Source organism: Streptomyces sp. x-19 (assembly GCF_046549115.1).
In the GTDB taxonomy this organism is placed as follows: Bacteria; Actinomycetota; Actinomycetes; order Streptomycetales; family Streptomycetaceae; genus Streptomyces; species Streptomyces albulus_C.
Genome location: NZ_JAJPWK010000005.1, coordinates 382,994 through 401,620, shown reverse-complemented (window position 1 = coordinate 401,620; position 18,627 = coordinate 382,994). Strand labels below are relative to the sequence as shown.

The following is an 18,627-nucleotide window of genomic DNA, read 5'->3' as shown; positions in this document are numbered from 1 at the left end:
TCGCTGCCGTCGGTGCCGGGCGCCGGTCCGCGTCAGTACGTCGCCAGCTCCGCCAAAAGGTGTTCGGCGGTGGTGATCTCGCCGCCGAGGGGGTGGTCCGCCGCGACGTACGGGAGGCGGTCCGCCGCGGCGGCGAAGGCGCGGGAGACCGGGGCGGACGGGAGGGGTGCGCGGGACTGGCGCAGTGCCCGGACCGCGCCGATCAGTTCGCAGGCCAGGACCGTGCGGTAGGCGTCGACCGCGGCGGTGGTGGAGCGCGCGGCGTGGGTGGAGAAGCTCGCGTGGTCCTCCAGTCCCCGCGAGATCACGGCCGTGCCGAGGGTGACCGGGGCGGCGGCGTGGCGGAGTTGGGCCAGCGCGTCGTGCGCGACGTACTCCAGGATCATGATGCCGGAGCTGCCGGCGGGTCCGGCGGCGAGGAACGGCGTCAGTCGGGTCAGGTCCGGCTCGACCAGGTCGCTCAGGCGGGCGGCGGAGAGTTCGGCGGCGTGGTGCAGGGCGGCGCGCAGGCCGTCGAGCGCGAGGGCGAGGTGAGCGGTGGAGAACTGGCCGTGGTGGTGCACCTGCGCGCGTTCGATGTCGATGAGCGGGTTCTCGGCGGCGGCGTTGACGTCGATGGCGAGGACGCGTTCGAGGGTGTCGGCGGCGTCGAGGGCGGGTCCGTGCACCTGCGGGTAGGCGCGCAGGCCGAAGGGGTCCTGAAGTCGGCGACCGGCGGGGGCGTCCTCGTCCAGTCCCAGCAGGCGGCGCATCGCGGCGGCGCAGGCCACCGAGCCGGGGTGCGGGCGGGCCAGGTGCACCGCTTCGGCGAACGCCTCCGGGGAGCCGCCGAGGGCGCAGTAGGACAGCGCGGTGATCGCATGGCTCGCGCGCAGCAACTGCCGCAGGTCGTGCCAGGCGAGTACCGACTGGGCGAGCGTGGTGGCATTGCTGGAGATGAAGGCCAGCGCGTCGCCGGGGCTGATCGGAACGGGGCCCAACGCCCCCTTCGCGTAGGGTAGTTCGCCCGCCAGGGTGAGGGCGATCTCGGCGAGTGTGGTCAGGTCGCCGGTGCCGATGGCGCCGCGGGCGTGGACGCGCGGCAGGGCGTCCAGGGTCAGTGCCGTCTGGAGGGCGCGGAGCAGGCGGGGGTGCACGCCGCTGCCGCCGGCCGCCAGTTGGTTGAGCCGGATGAGGAGTGCGCCGCGCACCACGTCGTCGGGCAGCCGCTCGCCGCTGCCGCCGGCGTGGCTGCGCAGCAGGCGCAGGCCGTGCTGGTCGGCGGCGTCCCGGTCGACGACGGCGTGCCGGTTGGCGCCGACGCCGGTGGTGCGGCCGTACACCGCGCGCTTGGCCCCGCTGTCCCGGGCTATCGCGTAGGCGCGCGCCGCGCGTTCCAGCGCCTTCTCGTCGAGTTCGACGGGGGTGGCGTGCCGTGCGGCGTGCGCGACGTCGTGACAGTCGAGGTGCGTACCGGTGATGCGGAGGGGAACGGTTTCCGGCATGGCGACTCCTCTTGACAAGAATCTATTCAGCTCGCAGGCTGCATGAAACCTTCCATTCGCCACGTTGGCAAGAGCCGTCACACCACGGCATCCGGGGCCCGTCCGCCGCTCCCCCTCCCGCCCCGTCCGTGGCCCCAGGCTCCTGCTTCCCCCTGAACGGAGAGCTGGTCAGCCATGCCCGAAGACAGGCTCCGCCCCACTGCGCCCGGCCGTCCCGCACCTCCGGAACAGGCCCCCGCCCGCCCGGCACCGCCCGGTGCGCACGCCTCCTTCGACGACCTGCCGCTCAACCGCTTCCACCTCAAGATCACCGCGCTGACCTTCGGGGCGAACTTCTCCGACGGCTACCAACTGGGCATCATCGGCATCGCCTTGACCGCGATGGCCCCGCAGATGCACCTCGGGGCCCTGTGGCAGGGCCTGATGGGCGCCTCCGCCCTGATCGGCGTCTTCGTCGGCAGCATCGTCATCGGCTGGGCCGCCGACCGGATGGGCCGCCAGCGGCTCTACATGCTCGACTTCCTCCTCATCGCCGTCGCCTCCGTCCTGCAGTTCTTCGTCACCGGCCCCGTGGAACTGTTCGTCCTGCGGCTGCTGATCGGCTTCGGCATCGGCGCCGACTACGCGCTCGGGCCCACCCTCGTCGCGGAGTTCGTGCCGCGCCGCTACCGCGGCGGCCTGCTGGCGTCCCTCACGGTGCTGTGGACGGTCGGCTACATCGCCGCCTTCTTCTTCGGCACCTACCTCGTCGGCCTCGGCGGCGACTCCTGGCGCTGGCTGCTGGCCAGCAGCGCGGTGCCCGCGATCGTGGTACTCCTCCTGCGGATCGGCACCCCGGAATCCCCGCGCTGGCTGATCGGCAAGGGCCGGATCGACGAGGCCCGGCGGGTCGTCACCGCGTACGTGGGCAGCCAGGTCGACTTCGACGCCTTCGCCGCACAGCAGCGCACCGAGCTCAAGCCCGCGCCCTACCGCGCGCTCTTCGGCCGCAAGCACTGGCGCAACACGGCCTTCGGCGTCCTGTTCTACAACTGCCAGGTGATCCCGTACTTCGCGATCTACACCTTCCTGCCGCTGGTCCTCGTCAAGATCAGCCTGGCCGGTCAGGGATTCCTCAGCGAGGCGCTGCTCAACCTCTTCCTGCTCCTGGGCGGCGTCGCCGGACTGTGGCTGGTGGCCGGGCTGACCCGACGGCGGCTGACGATCGGCTCCTTCGCGGTGCTCGCCGCGTCGCTCGCACCGATGGGCATCTGGCCCGACGCGCCGGCCGCGGTGCTCTTCCCGCTGTTCCTGGTCTTCACCTTCACCATGTCGGCGGCCACCAACCTGGACCAGGTCTACCCGCCCGAACTCTTCCCCACGGAACTGCGCAGCTCCGGCGTCGGCCTGCTCAACGGCATGAGCCGGGTCGGCTCCGCCATCGGCACCTTCCTGCTCCCGGTCAGCCTCAGCGGCATCGGCTTCGCCCCGACCATGATGGCCCTCACCGTGGTCCTGTTGGTCGGCGCGCTGGTGTCCGCGCTGTGGGCCCCCGAGACGAGCGGCGCCGCGCTGGAGTGACGGCGGTGGGGCGCCGCCCACCGCCGACGGCCCGGAGTCAGAAGCGCTTGGAGCCCTCCGCGATCGCCTCACGGATGCGGTGGTAGGTGCCGCAGCGGCAGACGTTGCGGATCTCGTCCAGGTCGGCCTCGGTGATCTCCCGGCCGGCGGCACGGGCCTGCTTGACCTTGGCGACCGCGGCCATGATCTGGCCGGGCTGGCAGTAGCCGCACTGGGCGACGTCGTACTCCAACCACGCCTCTTGCATGGGGTGCAGGTCCTTGCCGACGGTGGCGGGCAACCCCTCGATGGTGGTGACCTCGTCGTCCGGCCGGACGTCCTTGACCGGCACCGAACAGGGGTTGAACGCCTTGCCGTTGAGGTGGCTGGTGCACGCCTGGCAGACGCCGAGGCCGCAGCCGTACTTCGGCCCGGTGACGCCCAGGACGTCGCGCAGCACCCACAGCAGCCGCACGTCGTCCTCGACCTCGGCCGTGACGGGCTTGCCGTTGAGGATGAAGGTGTGTTCGGGCACGGTCGCTCCTTGCGCTCCTAGGGGGCCGCCACCGACGGTCGCCCCTAGTAGGCGCGGTCCAGGCCGTCGGTCGGCGATTGCGGGATCGGGGGGACGGTCGGCAGCGGTTCGAAGCCGAGCGGGCCGGAGTGGTTGAGGGGGAACGTCGTCGGCATGGTGCCGGTGGCCGCGCCGTACGCACAGGCGACGGCGGCCGAGGCGGCGCCGACCGCCAGTTCCCCCGCCCCGCCCGGCTTCCCGCTGGTCGGCGGCATGACCACGATCTCCAGCTCGGGCGGGGTGTTCCACTGGCGGGTGTAGAAGTAGTTGTCCCAGCTGCCTTCCAGGAACGCACCGTCCTTCAGGTGCAGCCCCGAGGTGAGGGTGACGGCGATGCCGTCCATGATCCCACCCATCATCTGGGCCTCCAGGCCCTTCGGATTGACGGCCAGGCCCACGTCGACGGCGCAGACGACCTTGGTGACGCGCGGCCCCGTGCAGGCGTCGGGGACGTGCCGGCCGGTGGTCTCCGGCCGGCAGTCGATCTCGGCGAGCACCGCGACGACGCCGTGGTACTCCGGGTGCACGGCGAGGCCCTGGGCCGTGCCGGCGGGCATCTTGCGTCCCCAGTCACCGAGTTCGGCGACCTTGTCCAGGACCGCCCTGGCCCGGTCGTTCTTGATGAGCTGCCGGCGGAAGCCGAGGCGGTCCTTGCCCAGCTCGTCGGCGAGCCGGTCGACGATGAGCTCCTGCGCGCACCGGACGTTGGGCGAGTAGATGTTGCGCATGCTGCCGGTGTTGAAGCCCTTGTCCACCTCGTTGAGGAGCTGGGTGGTGAGCCCGAGGTCGTAGGGCGACTGCTGGCTGAGCGTGAAGATGGTCTCGGAGAAGGTGAGGTCGCCCACCGGCAGCTTGGCGGCCGTCGCGGTGATGATCTCGCCCAGGCCGTGGCCGAAGTCGGTGGACACGGAGGTGTGCCGCTGCTCGTAGGTGAGCACCTTGCCCAGGGCGTACGTGGCCCGGATCCGCGAGGTGGCCATCGGGTGGGTGCGGCCCTGTCGGAACTCGTCGGTGCGGTGCCACATCAGCTTGACGGGCTTGCCCATCGCCTTGGATGCCTCGACGGCTTCCAGTGCGGCGTCGGAGAACAGCTTGCGGCCGAACGAGCCGCCGCCTTCGGCGACGTGCACGGTGACCGCGCCCGGCGCCAGGCCCAACTTGGCCGCGATCGCCTGTTGGGCGACGATCGGCGACTTCAGGGCGGCCCACACCTCGGCCCGGTCCGACCGCACGTCGGCCACCGCGCAGTTGGGTTCCAGTGCGCTGTTGCTGGCGAAGTGGAAGGTGAAGGAGCCCTCGACGGTCTTCGCCAGCGGGTTCAACTTCGGTACGACGAGCGGGACTTCGGCCGCCTTGAGCTCGCGCAGCACCGTGTCGTCGGACGCCCGCTCGGCGGTCCCCGGCCCCCAGTCGACCGAGAGCGCGCGCACCGCGTCGATGCACTGGCCGAAGGTCCGGGCGCGCACCGCCACGCCCGTCGAGAGGGTCGCGACGTCGGTGACGCCCGGCATCGCCCGGACCGCGGCGAGGTTCCGCACGGACCGCACGGTGCCGTTGATCGTGGGCGGGCGGCACACCATGGTCGGCGCCGCGCCCGGCACGTGCAGGTCCATGGCGAACTGCTTGCGGCCGGTCACGCTCGCCAGCGCGTCGACCCGGTTGCGCGCGGTGCCGATGACGGAGAAGTCCGAGCGGGCCTTGAGGTCGGCGGTCACCCGCACGGTCTTCAGGCTGGCGGCCTTCTCGGCGAGCGAACCGTAGGTCGCGCTCCGCCCGTTCGGGGCGGTGATCACTCCGGCCTTGCAGGTCAGCGCGGAGAGTTCGGTGCCGAGCAGATCGGCGGCGGCCTCCAGGAGGCGCTTCCTGGCGATCGCGGCGGCCACCCGGATCGGGGTGTAGGTGGAGATGGTGGTGTTGGAGCCGCCGGTGAGCTGGTTGAAGAGCAACTCCGGGCGGGCGTCCGCGAGGGTGACCCGGATCTTCTCCAGCGGCAGGTCGAGTTCCTCGGCGATCAGCATCGCGGTGGAGGTGGTGATGCCCTGGCCCACCTCGGCACGCGGCAGCGCGAACGAGGCGGTGCCGTCGGTGTGGACGTGGATGGTGATCAGGCCGGCCGTCGGCAGGGCCGCGGTCGTGAGCATGTCGTTGAGGTCGAAGATCTCGGTCAGTTCGGGGAGCGGGCCGACCGCGGCGTGCGCCTGGCTCGTTCCCACGGCGGCCTCGCCCAGTTGGGCGGCGACCGCGAGGGTCGGCGCGGCCAGGACGTAGCCGAGGAACTTCCGGCGCTCGACGCCGTCCCGGGGTGCCTCGGTGGCCCGGGTGCCTGGGACGGCGGCCCCGGTGCGCTCCGTCGGCAGACGATCCTGAACGTCCATCATCCGTCCTTCCGAGGAGCATCGTTGATCGACCTACCGGATGGTAGCGAAAGCATGCGCACGACAAAACAGCGGGGACGTCGCGACCTGCCAGTCAGCGCCAGACATCGCCAACTCCGCATGTTTGACGTTTACTTGACCACCAGAGCGGAGAGCGGGACCCGGTTGGCGGAACCCGCTCGGTGGGAAGGTGTGCCGGCAGGGAACTCTTCGAGGTCGCTCACTGCGGGCACCGGGGCCGGCGCTCCCGACCGGGCCGTCGTCGGTGTCGGGGTGCTTGCTTCAAGTGCACTCGAACCTCCTAGCGTGGTCGACATGACGGCGATCGACAGCTCCCCCGTGCAACCACCGCCCGTGGACGCCTGCGTGTCCGCGGGGACGGTGCACCCCCGACCCGACGGCCAGGACCGCTACACGATCAGCGAGGTCGCGGCCTTCACCGGGCTCAAGGCCCACACCCTGCGCTGGTACGAGCAGATCGGGATGTTGCCGCAGGTGGAGCGGTCGCACACGGGCCAACGCCTGTTCCGCAACCGGGACCTGGACTGGCTCGGGTTCGTGACCAAGCTTCGGCTGACCGGGATGCCGGTGGCCGACATGGTCCGCTTCGCGGAGCTGGTCCACGGGGGCGAGGCCACCTACGGCGAACGCCGGACGATCCTCCAGCAGTCCCGGCAGGAGGTCGCCGCGCGCATCGTGGAGCTCCAGGACACCCTCGCCGTGCTCGACGCCAAGATCGACTTCTATGCGGGCGCCCCCGAGGCGCCGGAAAGGGCCTGAGCGCCATCATGAGCCACATCACCGAACGGATCGACACGGTCGAACTGGGCACCGGCGGCCCCCTCGTCGGCGTCCAGGGCTTCGGCGCCATGGGCATCAGCGCCGCCTACGGCGCGACGGACCAGGACGCGGCCCGGGACACCCTGGAAGCGACCGTCGAGGCGGGCGTCACCCTCATCGACACCGCCGACATGTACGGCATGGGGAGCAACGAGGAGTTCCTCGCGCCGTTCGTCGCCGCGCACCGCGACGAGATCACCCTGGCCACCAAGTTCGCCTTCGAGTTCCGTGCCGACGACCCGGGCCACCGGGCCATCCGCAACGATCCCGCGTACGTGCGGACGGCCGTCGAGGCGAGCCTGCGCCGCCTGGACGTCGAGGTCATCGACCTGTACTACATGCACCGCAGGGACCCGGCCGTCCCGCTCGCCGAGTCCGTCGGCGCCATGGCCGACCTGGTGCGGGAGGGCAAGGTCAAGCACCTGGGACTGAGCGAGGTCACCGGTGCCGAACTGCGCGAGGCGCACGCCGTGCACCCGATCACCGCGCTCCAGTCGGAGTGGTCGGTCTTCAGCCGGGACGTCGAGCGCAGCGCGGTCGGCGCGGCGGCCGAACTCGGCGTCGCCTTCGTGCCGTACTCGCCGCTCGGCCGGGGCTTTTTGACCGGTGCCTTCGCCGACGCGAGCACGGACCTGTCCGGCAGCGACTTCCGGCAGGCGCTGCCGCGCTACAGCGGCGACAACGCCAAGGCGAACGTCGCGCTGCTGGCGCCGCTGCACGCGATCGCAGCCGCGCACGGCGCCAGCACCGCGCAGATCGCCCTGGCCTGGGTGCAGCAGCGGGCCCGGGAGCACGGCCTGACCGTCGTGCCGATCCCCGGGACCCGCCGGCGCAGCCGCCTGTTCGAGAACGCGGCGGCCACCCGGATCGTCCTGACCGCCGACGAACTGGCGCTCCTGGAGCCGCTCGCCGGCCGGGTCGCGGGCGACCGCTACGCGGACATGTCGCTGACCTCCGTGGACCGGGAGGCGTAGGGGCTGCGCATAGTGAGGTACCGGATCTCCGGGTCGCGCTCCAGGTACTCCATGCGGTGCTCCCAGAAGTCGCGGAGGTGCGGGAGGGCCAGGTGCGCGTCCAGGTCCCGTTCGCTGCGCCACGCCTCGTAGAAGACGAACCCGCCCGGCTCGTCGCGGTCCTCGTGGAAGGGGTACTCCAGGCAGCCGGGCTCCTGCCGGGTCGGCTCGACGAACGAGAGCAGGAGGTCCCGCAGTTCCTCCTGCCGGTCAGCAAGGCGACGGTGACCCACCACTTCCGCACGCTCCGCGAGGCGGGCCTGATCCGCCAGGTCAACCGCGGCAACAGCCGGACGGCCACCCTGCGCCGGGCCGACGTCGAGCAGCGGTTCCCCGGGCTGCTGGCCCTACTGACCGCCGAAGGGGCCGGGGACGTCTGACGGCGTCTGCCCCGCGGACCCGACGGACCCGACGGACCTGGCGGTCCTGACCAGCAGGCCGGCGACCAGCGCCGCGAGCAGCGTGCCGCCGATCGCGCACCACAGGGCCGTGGCGTAGCCGTCGAGCGTCGCGGCCCTGAGCACGCGGGCCAGTTGCGGCGGAGCCACCTGCAGATCGACGACCTGACCGTTCGAGGTCGCCGCGACGAGGCCCGGCGGGATCCCGGGCACGGCCGCCATCCGGGCCGCGACGGCCGCGGAGACGACGCTGCCGAACAGCGCCGCCCCGAGCATCCCGCCCACCTGGTTGGCCGCGCCTGTCACAGCCGCGCCCGCGCCGGAGTCCGGGGCGGCGACACCGTCCGTCGCGACGGCGAGGAGGGGCATCAGCGCGACGCCCATTCCCAGGCCGGCGAGGAGCATGCCGGGCAGGACCACGGTGACGTACCCGCTGTCGGTCCCGAGTCGGGTCAGCAGCAGCAGGCCGAGCGCCGTCAGCAGCAGGCCCGGCACGATCAGGTGGCGCGGCGGCACGCGGTGCAGCAGTCGCGCGGAGAGCTGCGTGGCACCGAGGGCCATCGCGACGGCCGCGGGCAGCATGGCCGCGGCGGCGACGCTCGGCGGGTAGCCGCGGACGCTCCCCAAGTGCTCGGTCAGGGTCGGCAAGAGGGCGAACGCGCCGACGCCGGCCAGGAACAGGGCCAGCAGCGCACCGAGCCGATCGCGGTCCGCGAGGACGTACGGCGGCAGCAGCGGGGCGGCCGTCTTCCGCTGCCACTGCACGAAGGCCACGAGCAGCGCCGCGCCGACCGCCAACGGCACCAGCACCAGTGGGCTCACCCAGCTGCCCGCGGCGGCCTCCTGGCAGCCGTAGACGAGGGCGAGGATCCCGCCGGAGCCGAGCAGCAGGCCCGGCACGTCGAGGCGCGGGCCGGTGCGGGCCGGGTGGTCGTGCACCAGGGTGGCCGTCCCGATCAGCGCGATCACGGTGAGCGGGACGGCGGCGTACAGGCACCAGCGCCAGCTCAGGGTCGTCGCCAACCACCCGCCGGCGAGCTGGCCCACGGCCGAGCCGCCGGCGGCCGTCGCGGCGTAGACGCCGAAGGCCCGGGCCCGGGCCTTCGGTTCGGTGAAGTTGACCAGGACCAGGCCCAGTGCGGCCGGCGACAGCAGCGCGGCGAAGAGGCCCTGGAGGGTGCGGGCCGCGATCAGCACGCCGGAATCGGGGGCCAGGCCACCGACCACCGCGGCCACCGCGAAGCCGGACAGCCCGACGACCACCATCCGCTTGCGGCCGATCAGGTCCGCCAGGTGCCCGCCGAGCAGCAGCAGCCCGCCGAAGGCCAGCGCGTACGCGGTCGTCATGGTGCGCAGCTCGTCGGTCGGCAGGTGCAGATCGCGCACGATCCACGGCAGCGCCACGCGCAGGGACGTCGCGTCGAACAGCACGAGCAACTGCACGAGGGCCACCACCGCCAGTCCCCACCACCGCTTGGGGTGCGGAAGCCGCCCGCCGTCGCCGGGGGCCGGGGCGGGCCAGGCCGCGCCCAGGGGTGGGCCGAACCCCTGCGGCGGGACGAACCGCGCCGGGGTCGTGGGGGCGTAGGCCGGCGGCGGGGGCGTCGGCGGCGGTGTCTGCGGGTCCGGGACGTGCGGCTGCGCGGCGGCTGCGACGGCGGCCGCGGAGAGGGCGGTTTCCGGTGCGAAGTCCAGCAACTGCGCGGCATGGCGGCCGAGTTGGGCGAGCACCGAGCCCGGGAGCCACTCGCCTTCGGCGGCCTCGGCCGTGCGGGTCGCGACCTCTGGGAGGGTGGGCCGCGCGGCCGGGTCCTTGTCGAGGCAGGCGCGGACGAGGTCGAGCAGCGACGCGGGGACGCCGGTCAGGTCCGGCTCCTCCTCGGCGACCCGGAAGAGGTGGGCGTGCAGTCCGGTCTCGGTGGCACCGAAGAGCAGGCGTCCGGTGGCGGCGAAGACGAGGACCGCGCCCAGGCAGAACACGTCGCTGGCCGGGGTGAGTTCGAGCCCGCGGACCTGCTCGGGCGACATGAAGCCGGGGGACCCGATCAGCATGCCGGTGCGGGTGTGCAGGCTGTCCCCGGCGAGGCTGTCCATGGCCCGCGCGATGCCGAAGTCGATCACGCGCGGGCCGTCCACCGTCACCAGCACGTTGGACGGCTTGAGGTCCCGGTGGATCAGCCCCGCCTCGTGCACCGCCTGGAGGGCGAGGGCCAGGCGGTTGGCCAGGACCCGCACGGAGTCCTCCGGCAGCGGCCCGAAGTCGGTCGCCACCACGGTGGTCAGGTCCGGCCCCGGAATGTACTGGGTCGCCACCCACGGCACCTCGGCGTCGGTGTCGGCGTCCAGCACGGCCGCCGTCCACGCGCCGCCCACCTTCCGGGCGGCCGCGACCTCACGGGCGAAGCGCCGGCGGAAATCCGGATGCTGGGCGTGCTCGGCCTGGACGACCTTGACCGCGACGGTCCGCCCGGCCTCGGAACGGCCCAGATAGACCAGCCCCATGCCGCCGGCGCCCAGGCGGGCGATCAGGCGGTAGGGGCCTATGTGCGTCGGGTCTGAGGAGATCAGCTGGTCCACGGGGGCAAGGTAGACCACGGCGCGGGTCCCGGTACCGGATTCCACATTTCCCACTCGGGAACGCACCGGTTTGCCCTGCCTGGCGAGTTCGGCCGGCCTCCGGCCCCACCGCCGTGCGTCAGCTGCCGCCGGCGCCGGCTGCCGCCCGGGGGAAGGTCACGGTGAACTCGGTGCGTCCGGGACGGCTGTGCAGGACGACCCGGCCGCCGTGCGCGGTGACCACCGCCTCGACGATGGCCAGTCCCAGGCCGGTGCCGCCCGCGGCCCGCGAGCGGCTGTGGTCGACCCGGACGAAGCGGCCGAACACGTCGGGTTGCAGCTCCTCGGGCACGCCGGGGCCGTCGTCGACGACGGTCAGGCGGGTCCCGCCGTCGTCGGTGGCCAGTCGCACCGTCACGGCGGTCCCCTGCGGGGTGTGCATCCGGGCGTTGGCGAGGAGGTTGCCGACGACCTGGTGCAGGCGGTGTTCGTCGCCCTGCACGGTCACCGCGGTCTCGGGCAGGTCGAGCAGCCAGCGGTGGTCGGGGCCGGCGGCCCGTGCGTCGTCGGCCGCGTCGAGCACCAGGCGGGTGAGGTCCACCGGTTCGCGCTCCAGGGCACGGCCCGCGTCGAGGCGGGCCAGCAGCAGGAGGTCGTCGACCAGGCGGCTCATCCGTTCCGACTCCGCCTGGATGCGTTCCAGGGAGCGCCCGACCGGGCCCGGCACCGGGCCGGTGTGCCGGAGGGCGAGTTCGGCGTGACCGCGGACGTTGGCGACCGGGGTGCGCAGTTCGTGACTGGCGTCGGCGGCGAAGTGCCGCAGTCGTTCCTCGCTGGCGTGGCGACGTTCCAGGGCGTTACCGACGTGGCCGAGCATCCGGTTGAGGGCGGTGCCGACCTGACCGACCTCGGTGCGCGGGTCCGCCACCGGCACCGGTGCCGGCATCGCGACCTCGCCGCTGGCCAGCGGCAGCTCGGCCACGCTCGCCGCCGTGGTCGTGACCCGGCGCAACGGGCGCAGCGACAGCCGCACCCACAACGCGCCCAGGACCCCGGTCACCACCAGGGCCCCGCCGAACACCGCCGTCTCGACCGCTTCCAAGCGGTGCACCGTCTCCTCCACCGGACGCAGCGGCAGCCCGGTGAGCAGGACGTCGCGGTCGTCCCCCACGACCGCGTTGACGCGGTAGCGCCCCAATGCGGACAGGCGGACGTCGTGCCCGGAACCGTCGGTCGGCAGGGCGGCCAGTGCGCGGCGGTCGTCGGCGGACAGCGGCACCGCGGCGTCGGTCCGGTCCCGCACGACGGCCGCCCGGGTCGGCGTACCGGCCAGCAGCCGGGCGCCGAAGGTGCCCTCGGACTGGCCGCGGGTGTCCGGCTGGTTGTCGGCGTCCGGCCTGGCCTCGTGTTCCAGGCTCGCCGCGAAGCGACCGGCCGAGGCGGAGAGCTGCTGGTCCAGGCGGCCCACCAGGAACCCTTCGAGGGCGACGACCGTGGTGACGCCGACCGCCAGGCAGGCCAGCGCCAGCAGCGCCACGAGGCCGGCGGTGAGCTGACTGCGCAGGGTGCGGGGGCGGAGCCGCTTCACGAGGACTCCGGCTTCAGGACGTAGCCGACGCCGCGGACCGTGTGGATCATCGGGGTCCGGCCGGCGTCGATCTTCTTGCGCAGGTAGCTGATGTAGAGCTCGACGACGTGTGACCGGCCGCCGAAGTCGTAGGACCAGACCCGGTCGAGGATCTGCGCCTTGGACAGCACCCGCCGGGGGTTGCGCATCAGGAACCGGAGCAGCTCGAACTCGGTGCGGGACAGGTCGATCAGTGCGCCACCGCGGACCACCTCCCTGGCCTCCTCGTCCATGACGAGGTCCCCGACGACGAGCTGGTCGCCGTCCGGTTCGTGCGCCATGCCGGCGCGCCGCAGCAGGCCGCGCAGCCGTGCCAGCACCTCTTCCAGGCTGAACGGCTTGGTCACGTAGTCGTCGCCGCCGGCGGTGATGCCGGCGATCCGGTCCTCCACCGCGTCACGCGCGGTGAGGAACAGCACGCAGACCGTCTTCAGCTCCTGGCGCAGCTGGCGCAGCACCTGGAGGCCGTCGATGTCGGGCAGCATCCAGTCCAGGACGACGGCGTGCGGGCGGAAGGTCCTGGCCAGCGCGAGCGCGGTGGCGCCGTCGGCGGCGCTGCGGACCTCCCACCCCTCACCCGCCAGGGCACCGGAGAGCACTTCGGTGAGGTCCGGCTCGTCGTCGATCACGAGGACCCGCAGCGGCGAGCCGTCGGGGCCGTGCAGCGGGGAAGGGGGGCGGCGGTGCGTGTGCATGGTGCTTCAAGCATCCCTCCCGTCGGGGCGTGCTCAGGTCTGTGCCGGCTCTGAGTTTCCTGTGAATCGGCCGGCGGGCCGTCGCTCAGAGGTTCTTCAGAGGTTGCGCTGCGACGCTGGCGCCGACCACGGAAGGAAAGCCCCATGAGCACCCTCTCGCACAGTCACCGCAGTGCCCGCGGCGGCGCCCCGCCGCGCCGGGCGCCGGCCCCTGCCCCGTTGCTGGTGCAGGCCGTCATCGGGGCCGGAGCGCTCGGTGTGCTGGCCCTGTGGTGGACCGGCACCGCCTCCGTGGTGGGCCCGGCGGGCTGGCTCACCGGCGCCGGCCGGATCACCGGCCTGCTGGCCGGCTACGCCTGCGCGGTCCTGGTCGCGCTGATGGCCCGCGTCCCGCTGCTCGACCACGCCCTGGGCACCGACCGCCTCGCGCGCTGGCACGCCGCCGCCGGGCGCTACACGGTCTCGCTGGTGCTGACGCACGTCCTGCTGATCGTCTGGGGCTACACCCTCACCTCGCGCAGCGGCGTGCTGCACGAGGCGACCACACTCGTCCTGGACTACCCGGACATGCTCAAGGCCACGGCGGGCTGCGTGCTGCTGCTGGGCACCGGCCTGGTCTCGGCGCGGGCCGCCCGGCGCCGGATGAGCTACGAGACCTGGCACTACCTCCACTTCGCCACCTACCTGGCCCTCTTCCTCGCCTTCGGCCACCAGCTCGCCAACGGCGCGGACTTCGTGGGTCGGCGCCCCGCGCAGTTGGGCTGGTACGCCCTGTACGGGACCGTGGCGGCGCTGCTGGTCTGGTACCGCTTCGCGGTCCCGGTGCGGCGGGCGCTGCGCCACCGGCTCCGCGTCGTCGACGTCCGCCCGGAGGCGCCGGGGGTGGTGTCGGTGCACCTCGCCGGGGAGCGACTGACCGAACTCGGCGCCCGGCCCGGCCAGTTCTTCCGCTGGCGCTTCCTGGCCCCGGGCCTGTGGTGGACCGCCAACCCCTATTCGCTGTCCGCGCCGCCGCTGCCCCAGCACCTGCGCATCACCGTCAAGGCCGCCGGCGGGCACAGCGCGGCCCTGGCCCGGCTGCGGCCCGGCACCCGGGTGTGGGCCGAAGGGCCCTACGGTGCCTTCACCGAGGCCCGGCACCGCGCGCCGAAGGTGCTGCTGCTCGCGGGCGGCGTCGGCATCACCCCCCTGCGCACGCTCTTCGAAACCCTCCCCGGCGAGGTCACCCTGGTGTACCGGGCGCGGCGCCCGGAAGACCTCGCGCTGCGCGCCGAACTCGACGCGATCGCGGCGGCCCGCGGTGCGGCCGTCCACTACTGCGTCGACGAACCGGCCGCGTACGCGGTGCCGTTGACCGCCCGGGCGCTGCGGCAGCTGGTCCCGGACCTGGCCGCCCACGAGGTGTACCTGTGCGGTCCGCCCGGCATGACCGACGCGGCCCGCCGTGCCCTGCGCGGGGCCGGCGTGCCCCGCCACCACATCCACCACGAATCGTTCGCGTTCTGAGGAGCCGTCGTGCGCCGAGCCGTTCTGACCGCAGCGTCGACCAGTGCACTGGTCGTCCTCCTGCTCGCCCTCAAGCCCCACCAGCCCGCCGGCCTGACCGACGACCTGGCCCAGGGCGGCGCCGCGCCGTCCCCGGCTCCCACCGGCAGTGCGCCGCGGGCCGCCCATCCGCCCAACGGCACCTTCACCGGCGATCCGGTCAGCACCCGCTACGGCACCGTGCAGGTCGCGGCCACCGTCGCGGCCGGCCGGCTGACGGGCGTCCGCGTGCTGCACGTCCCGTCGGAGAGCGGCCGCGACCAGGAGATCGCGGCGTACGCGGTGCCCCGCCTGACGCAGGAGGCGCTCGCCGCGCACGGCGCCGGCATCGACGCGGTGTCCGGCGCCAGCTACACCAGCGCCGGCTACATCCGGTCCCTGCAGAGCGCCCTGGACCGGGCCGGTGTCTGAGCCCCGCCGCGGACTGCGGCACGTCGAACGGGCGATGGGCACGGTTTTCTCCTTCGACGTGCGCGACGCCCGGACCGCCGCCATCGAGTCCGCCCTGTGCGAGGCCGTCGCCTGGCTGCACCACGTCGACGCGGTCTTCTCGACCTACCGTCCCGACAGCGCGGTCAGCCGACTGGCGCGCGGTGCGCTGCGGCTGGCCGACTGCCCCGCGGAGGTGCGCGAGGTCCTCGCCCTCTGCGAACGGGTGGGGCACACCACCGACGGGTGGTTCAGCGTCACCGTGGGCGGCAGCCTCGACCCGACCGGGCTGGTCAAGGGCTGGGCGGTCGAACGTGCCGCCGACCTCCTGCGGGCCGCCGGCGCCCACCACACCTGCGTCAACGGCGGCGGCGACCTCCAGCTCAGCGGGGAGGCGGCCCCCGACCTGCCCTGGCGCATCGGGGTCGCCCACCCCCTGCGCCCGGACCACCTGTGCACCGTCGTCACCGGTCGCGACCTGGCCGTCGCCACCTCGGGCACCGCCGAGCGCGGGCCGCACGTCCTCGACCCGCGCACCGGTGCGCCCGCGACGCGGCTCGCCTCGCTCACCGTCGTCGGCCGCAGCCTCACCCTCGCCGACGCCTACGCCACGGCCGCCTTCGCCATGGGCCCGGACGCCCGGGACTGGCTGACCGCACTCGACGACCACGAGGGGTTCGCGGTCGCCCCGGACGGCAGTACCTGGCACACCCCGGGGTTCCCCGGAACCGTGACGACGCCCCGACGGGCCGACGACCGCACGGCAACCGCCAGCTGAGGGACACAGCGCATACAACCAGGGCAATACGGGCAAGGTGAGCGCGACCCACACGCTCACACGGGAAGGCCCAACGCAATGCGCCGTGTCGCTGCCGCCCTCATCGGAACTCTCGCCGCGCTGGGAATCCTCACCGCGCCGGCGAGCGCCGCACCGCACGACGCCCCCTGGGCGACGGGCACGTACGACGGCACCCTCCTCGACCCGCAGGCCGGCGACACCAACATGGCCATGGACCACTAACCGCGCCGCCCAGAAGGCCCGTCCGCCCGACGAGCGCCGCGACGGGAATCGCGTGCGGCGTGGCCGTCGCGGGTAATGAATCGCGTGGCGCGGATTAAAGGCGGGATCAGGTCGGTAAAGGCTTCCCCCGCATCCGATGAGAAATTCCTTGGAACGGCCGACTGGGGCGTGACGGGCTCCGAACATGCCGAAGACTGCAGCGCATGGCCACGACAGTCCTCGACAGAACCACCCCCACCGGCGCCGCCCCCCGTCGCGCGCCGTGGCGTTCGCCGGTGGGTCAGCCTGCATACGCACGACCCGCGCTGCTGGTCCTCGCCGTGCTCGCCGCCGTGCTCTACGCATGGGGCATCAACCACAGCCAGTACCACACCTTCTACGCGAACGCCGCGCGCAGCATGACGGAAAGCTGGAAGGCGTTCTTCTACGGCTCGTTCGATCCCGGCAATTCGATCACCCTCGACAAATTGCCGGGATTCCTCTGGCCGCAGGCGCTTTCTGCCAGGATTTTCGGCTTCCACCCTTGGGCGTTGACCCTGCCGCAGGTCCTGGAGGGGGTGGCGAGCCTGCTGGTGCTGTACCGGGTGGTGCGCCGCTGGGCCGGCGACCACGCGGCGCTGATCGCCAGCGGCGCGTTCCTGCTGACACCGGTGGCGGTGGGACTGTTCCGCACCTCCGTCGAGGACCCGCTGTTCACCCTGTGCGTGCTGCTCGCCGCGGAGGCCACCCAGCGCGCGGCCGCGGCGGGCCGGGTGGGTCCGCTGGTGCTGGCCGGCGTCTGGGTCGGCGTCGGCTTCCAGTCGAAGATGCTGGAGGCGTGGGCGGTGCTTCCCGCGCTCGCCCTGGTGTACCTGCTCTCGGCACCGGTGGCGCTGCGCAGGCGACTGGCCCACCTCGCGCTCTCCGCGCTGGTGATGACCGCCGTCTCGGCCTCGTGGATGGTGGCCGTCGCCCTCACCCCTGCTCAGGACCGGCCGTACGTCGACGGCACCACGAACAACTCCGCGTTCAGCATGGTCGTCGGCTACAACTTCCTCAACCGCTTCTCCTCCCTGGGCGTCAGCGCCGCCTCCACCGGCAGCATCAGCGCGACGCGGGGCGGCGGGGGCCACGGCGGCGGCGCGCACGACGGCGGACGCGGCACCGGCCCGGCGCAGGCCCTCCGGTCACAGCGCACCGCAGCCCCGGGCCACGACGCCACCCACCCACCGCAGCGGAGCACCGGCACCGCCGCCGGCACGCCCCACGCACCGGCGGGGCACCACCCGGCCACCGCCCCGCTCCCCCGCCACACCGCCCGCAGCGGCGGCCCCGGCGGCTTCGGCGGCGGTTCCCAGGACGGCTGGGGCAAGATGTTCGGCCCGTCGCTCGCGTCGCAGACCGGCTGGCTCTACCCGTTCGCCGCCATCGCGGTGGTCTGCGGACTCCTGTGGCGCCGGGGCCGGTCGCGCACGGACCGGATCCGTGCCGGCTTCGCCCTGTGGGGCACCTGGCTCGCCACCTACTTCCTGGTGTTCAGCGCGGGCAGCGTCGGCGGCCACACGTACTACATGGGCGTGATCGCCGTACCGCTCGCCGCCCTGACCGGCGGCGGGACCGTCGCGCTGTGGCGGGCGTACCGGGCCGGTGGGCGCCGCTCGTGGGTGCTGCCCGGTGCGGTCGCCGCGACCGCGGCCTGGGGCGTGTTCCTGACCAGCGAGTTCCCGACCTTCCTGCCGTGGCTGGCCCCCGCGGTGGGCGCACTGGGACTGGCCGCCGTCGTCGTGCTGGTCCTCGCCCGCCCCGGCGGCCCCCGGACCGGCGGACGCCTCGCACTGGCCGGTCTCGCGGCCTCGCTCGCCGCCCTGCTCCTCGCGCCGGGCGCCTGGGCGGTCCAGGTCTTCAACCCCGCGTACGGCAGTTCCGGCATGGGCGCGGTCGGCCCGTCCGGCATGCGCGGCGGACACGGCGGCCACGGCTCGTCGAAGTGGCCGGGCAACGGACACGGCAAGGGCGGCTTCGGCGCCTCCACCGGCCAACTCAACGCAGAACAGCGCGCGTTGCTCGCCTACACCACCGCCCACCGCGGCACGTCCCGCTACGCCTTCGCCACCGACGGCTGGAACGGCGCGTCCCCCTACATCCTCGCCACCGGCGCCCACGTCCTGGCGCTCGGCGGCTTCAGCGGCCAGGTCCCGTTCCCCACCGAGCCCCAGTTCCAACGCCTGGTGGACACGGGCGCGGTCCGCTTCGTCCTCCTCGGCACGGGCCGCGGCGCCGGCACCCCGTTCGGCGGCGGCAGCGCGACGACCGCCGCCCGGATCGCCGACTGGGTGCGCACCGACTGCCCCCGCGTCCCGGTCTCGGCCTACGCCGGCCCGCACGCGCCAAAGCCCGCCCGACCGGGCCCGGGCGCCACCGCCCAGACCCTCTACCAGTGCGGCCCCGGCACCACCGACGGGTCGGCCGGAAGCCGGGCCCCGCACCCGCGGCTCGGGGAGGCGACGGCCCGCAACGCACCGCGGTAGCCGGAGCCGTGCCCCGACATGCCC

At 73.5% G+C, this 18,627-nt stretch carries 15 protein-coding genes and 1 pseudogene; 9 read left to right on the top strand and 7 right to left on the bottom strand.

Annotated elements, in window-relative coordinates; all coding sequences use genetic code 11:
- Positions 1 to 32: 32 nt before the first annotated feature.
- Positions 33 to 1,484, bottom strand: a complete 1,452-nt coding sequence (locus ACLJT4_RS16470; protein ID WP_411123066.1) for an aromatic amino acid ammonia-lyase — start codon at positions 1,482 to 1,484, stop codon at positions 33 to 35.
- Positions 1,485 to 1,658: 174 nt separating this feature from the next.
- Between ACLJT4_RS16470 and ACLJT4_RS16465 the strand changes: the two genes are divergently transcribed.
- Entirely contained in the window at positions 1,659 to 3,044 is a 1,386-nt protein-coding gene (locus ACLJT4_RS16465; protein ID WP_411123065.1) for an MFS transporter, read from the top strand.
- Positions 3,045 to 3,081: 37 nt separating this feature from the next.
- Here the strand turns inward: ACLJT4_RS16465 and ACLJT4_RS16460 are convergent, their stop codons facing one another.
- Positions 3,082 to 3,558 carry a (2Fe-2S)-binding protein gene (locus ACLJT4_RS16460; RefSeq protein ID WP_411123064.1) on the bottom strand — a complete coding sequence of 159 codons (477 nt, stop codon included), beginning with the start codon at positions 3,556 to 3,558 and terminating at the stop codon, positions 3,082 to 3,084.
- 44 nt (positions 3,559 to 3,602) lie between these two features.
- Entirely contained in the window at positions 3,603 to 5,975 is a 2,373-nt protein-coding gene (locus tag ACLJT4_RS16455) for a molybdopterin cofactor-binding domain-containing protein (RefSeq protein WP_411123063.1), read from the bottom strand.
- Between the two features lie 312 nt (positions 5,976 to 6,287).
- Between ACLJT4_RS16455 and ACLJT4_RS16450 the strand changes: the two genes are divergently transcribed.
- Both ACLJT4_RS16450 and ACLJT4_RS16445 read left to right on the top strand, forming a co-directional pair.
- Positions 6,288 to 6,752, top strand: coding sequence for a MerR family transcriptional regulator (locus ACLJT4_RS16450; protein WP_411123062.1), 465 nt, complete (start codon positions 6,288 to 6,290; stop codon positions 6,750 to 6,752).
- A gap of 8 nt (positions 6,753 to 6,760) precedes the next feature.
- Positions 6,761 to 7,786: an aldo/keto reductase gene (locus tag ACLJT4_RS16445; protein ID WP_411123061.1), complete on the top strand. Its 1,026-nt coding sequence runs from the start codon at positions 6,761 to 6,763 to the stop codon at positions 7,784 to 7,786.
- On the opposite strand, the pseudogene ACLJT4_RS16440 reads toward ACLJT4_RS16445, so the two are convergent.
- Positions 7,744 to 7,977: pseudogene (locus tag ACLJT4_RS16440) on the bottom strand (putative quinol monooxygenase); the annotation flags it as partial. The gene ACLJT4_RS16445 and the pseudogene ACLJT4_RS16440 overlap by 43 nt on opposite strands.
- Between ACLJT4_RS16440 and ACLJT4_RS16435 the strand changes: the two are divergent.
- Positions 7,879 to 8,205 carry an ArsR/SmtB family transcription factor gene (locus tag ACLJT4_RS16435; protein WP_411123185.1) on the top strand — a complete coding sequence of 109 codons (327 nt, stop codon included), beginning with the start codon at positions 7,879 to 7,881 and terminating at the stop codon, positions 8,203 to 8,205. The pseudogene ACLJT4_RS16440 and the gene ACLJT4_RS16435 sit on opposite strands and share 99 nt — an antisense overlap.
- Here ACLJT4_RS16435 and ACLJT4_RS16430 read toward each other — a convergent pair.
- The 3 genes from ACLJT4_RS16430 to ACLJT4_RS16420 form a co-directional block, all read right to left on the bottom strand.
- Positions 8,173 to 10,800, bottom strand: coding sequence for an MDR family MFS transporter (locus ACLJT4_RS16430; RefSeq protein WP_411123060.1), 2,628 nt, complete (start codon positions 10,798 to 10,800; stop codon positions 8,173 to 8,175). The genes ACLJT4_RS16435 and ACLJT4_RS16430 overlap by 33 nt on opposite strands.
- 118 nt (positions 10,801 to 10,918) lie before the next feature.
- On the bottom strand, positions 10,919 to 12,367 hold the full coding sequence (locus ACLJT4_RS16425) for an ATP-binding protein (protein WP_411123059.1): 1,449 nt from the start codon (positions 12,365 to 12,367) through the stop codon (positions 10,919 to 10,921).
- Positions 12,364 to 13,101 carry a response regulator transcription factor gene (locus tag ACLJT4_RS16420; protein WP_411123058.1) on the bottom strand — a complete coding sequence of 246 codons (738 nt, stop codon included), beginning with the start codon at positions 13,099 to 13,101 and terminating at the stop codon, positions 12,364 to 12,366. Before ACLJT4_RS16420 ends, ACLJT4_RS16425 begins: the two co-directional genes overlap by 4 nt.
- Positions 13,102 to 13,245: 144 nt before the next feature.
- Here ACLJT4_RS16420 and ACLJT4_RS16415 point away from each other — a divergent pair, with 144 nt between their 5' ends.
- From ACLJT4_RS16415 to ACLJT4_RS16395, 5 genes are all read left to right on the top strand, one after another.
- Entirely contained in the window at positions 13,246 to 14,607 is a 1,362-nt protein-coding gene (locus ACLJT4_RS16415; protein ID WP_411123057.1) for a ferric reductase-like transmembrane domain-containing protein, read from the top strand.
- Positions 14,608 to 14,616: 9 nt separating this feature from the next.
- Positions 14,617 to 15,057: an FMN-binding protein gene (locus ACLJT4_RS16410; protein ID WP_411123056.1), complete on the top strand. Its 441-nt coding sequence runs from the start codon at positions 14,617 to 14,619 to the stop codon at positions 15,055 to 15,057.
- 34 nt (positions 15,058 to 15,091) lie between these two features.
- Positions 15,092 to 15,853, top strand: coding sequence for an FAD:protein FMN transferase (locus tag ACLJT4_RS16405; RefSeq protein WP_411123184.1), 762 nt, complete (start codon positions 15,092 to 15,094; stop codon positions 15,851 to 15,853).
- A gap of 78 nt (positions 15,854 to 15,931) precedes the next feature.
- Positions 15,932 to 16,096: a hypothetical protein gene (locus ACLJT4_RS16400; protein WP_411123055.1), complete on the top strand. Its 165-nt coding sequence runs from the start codon at positions 15,932 to 15,934 to the stop codon at positions 16,094 to 16,096.
- 203 nt (positions 16,097 to 16,299) lie between these two features.
- Positions 16,300 to 18,603: an ArnT family glycosyltransferase gene (locus ACLJT4_RS16395; RefSeq protein ID WP_411123054.1), complete on the top strand. Its 2,304-nt coding sequence runs from the start codon at positions 16,300 to 16,302 to the stop codon at positions 18,601 to 18,603.
- Positions 18,604 to 18,627: the final 24 nt, after the last annotated feature.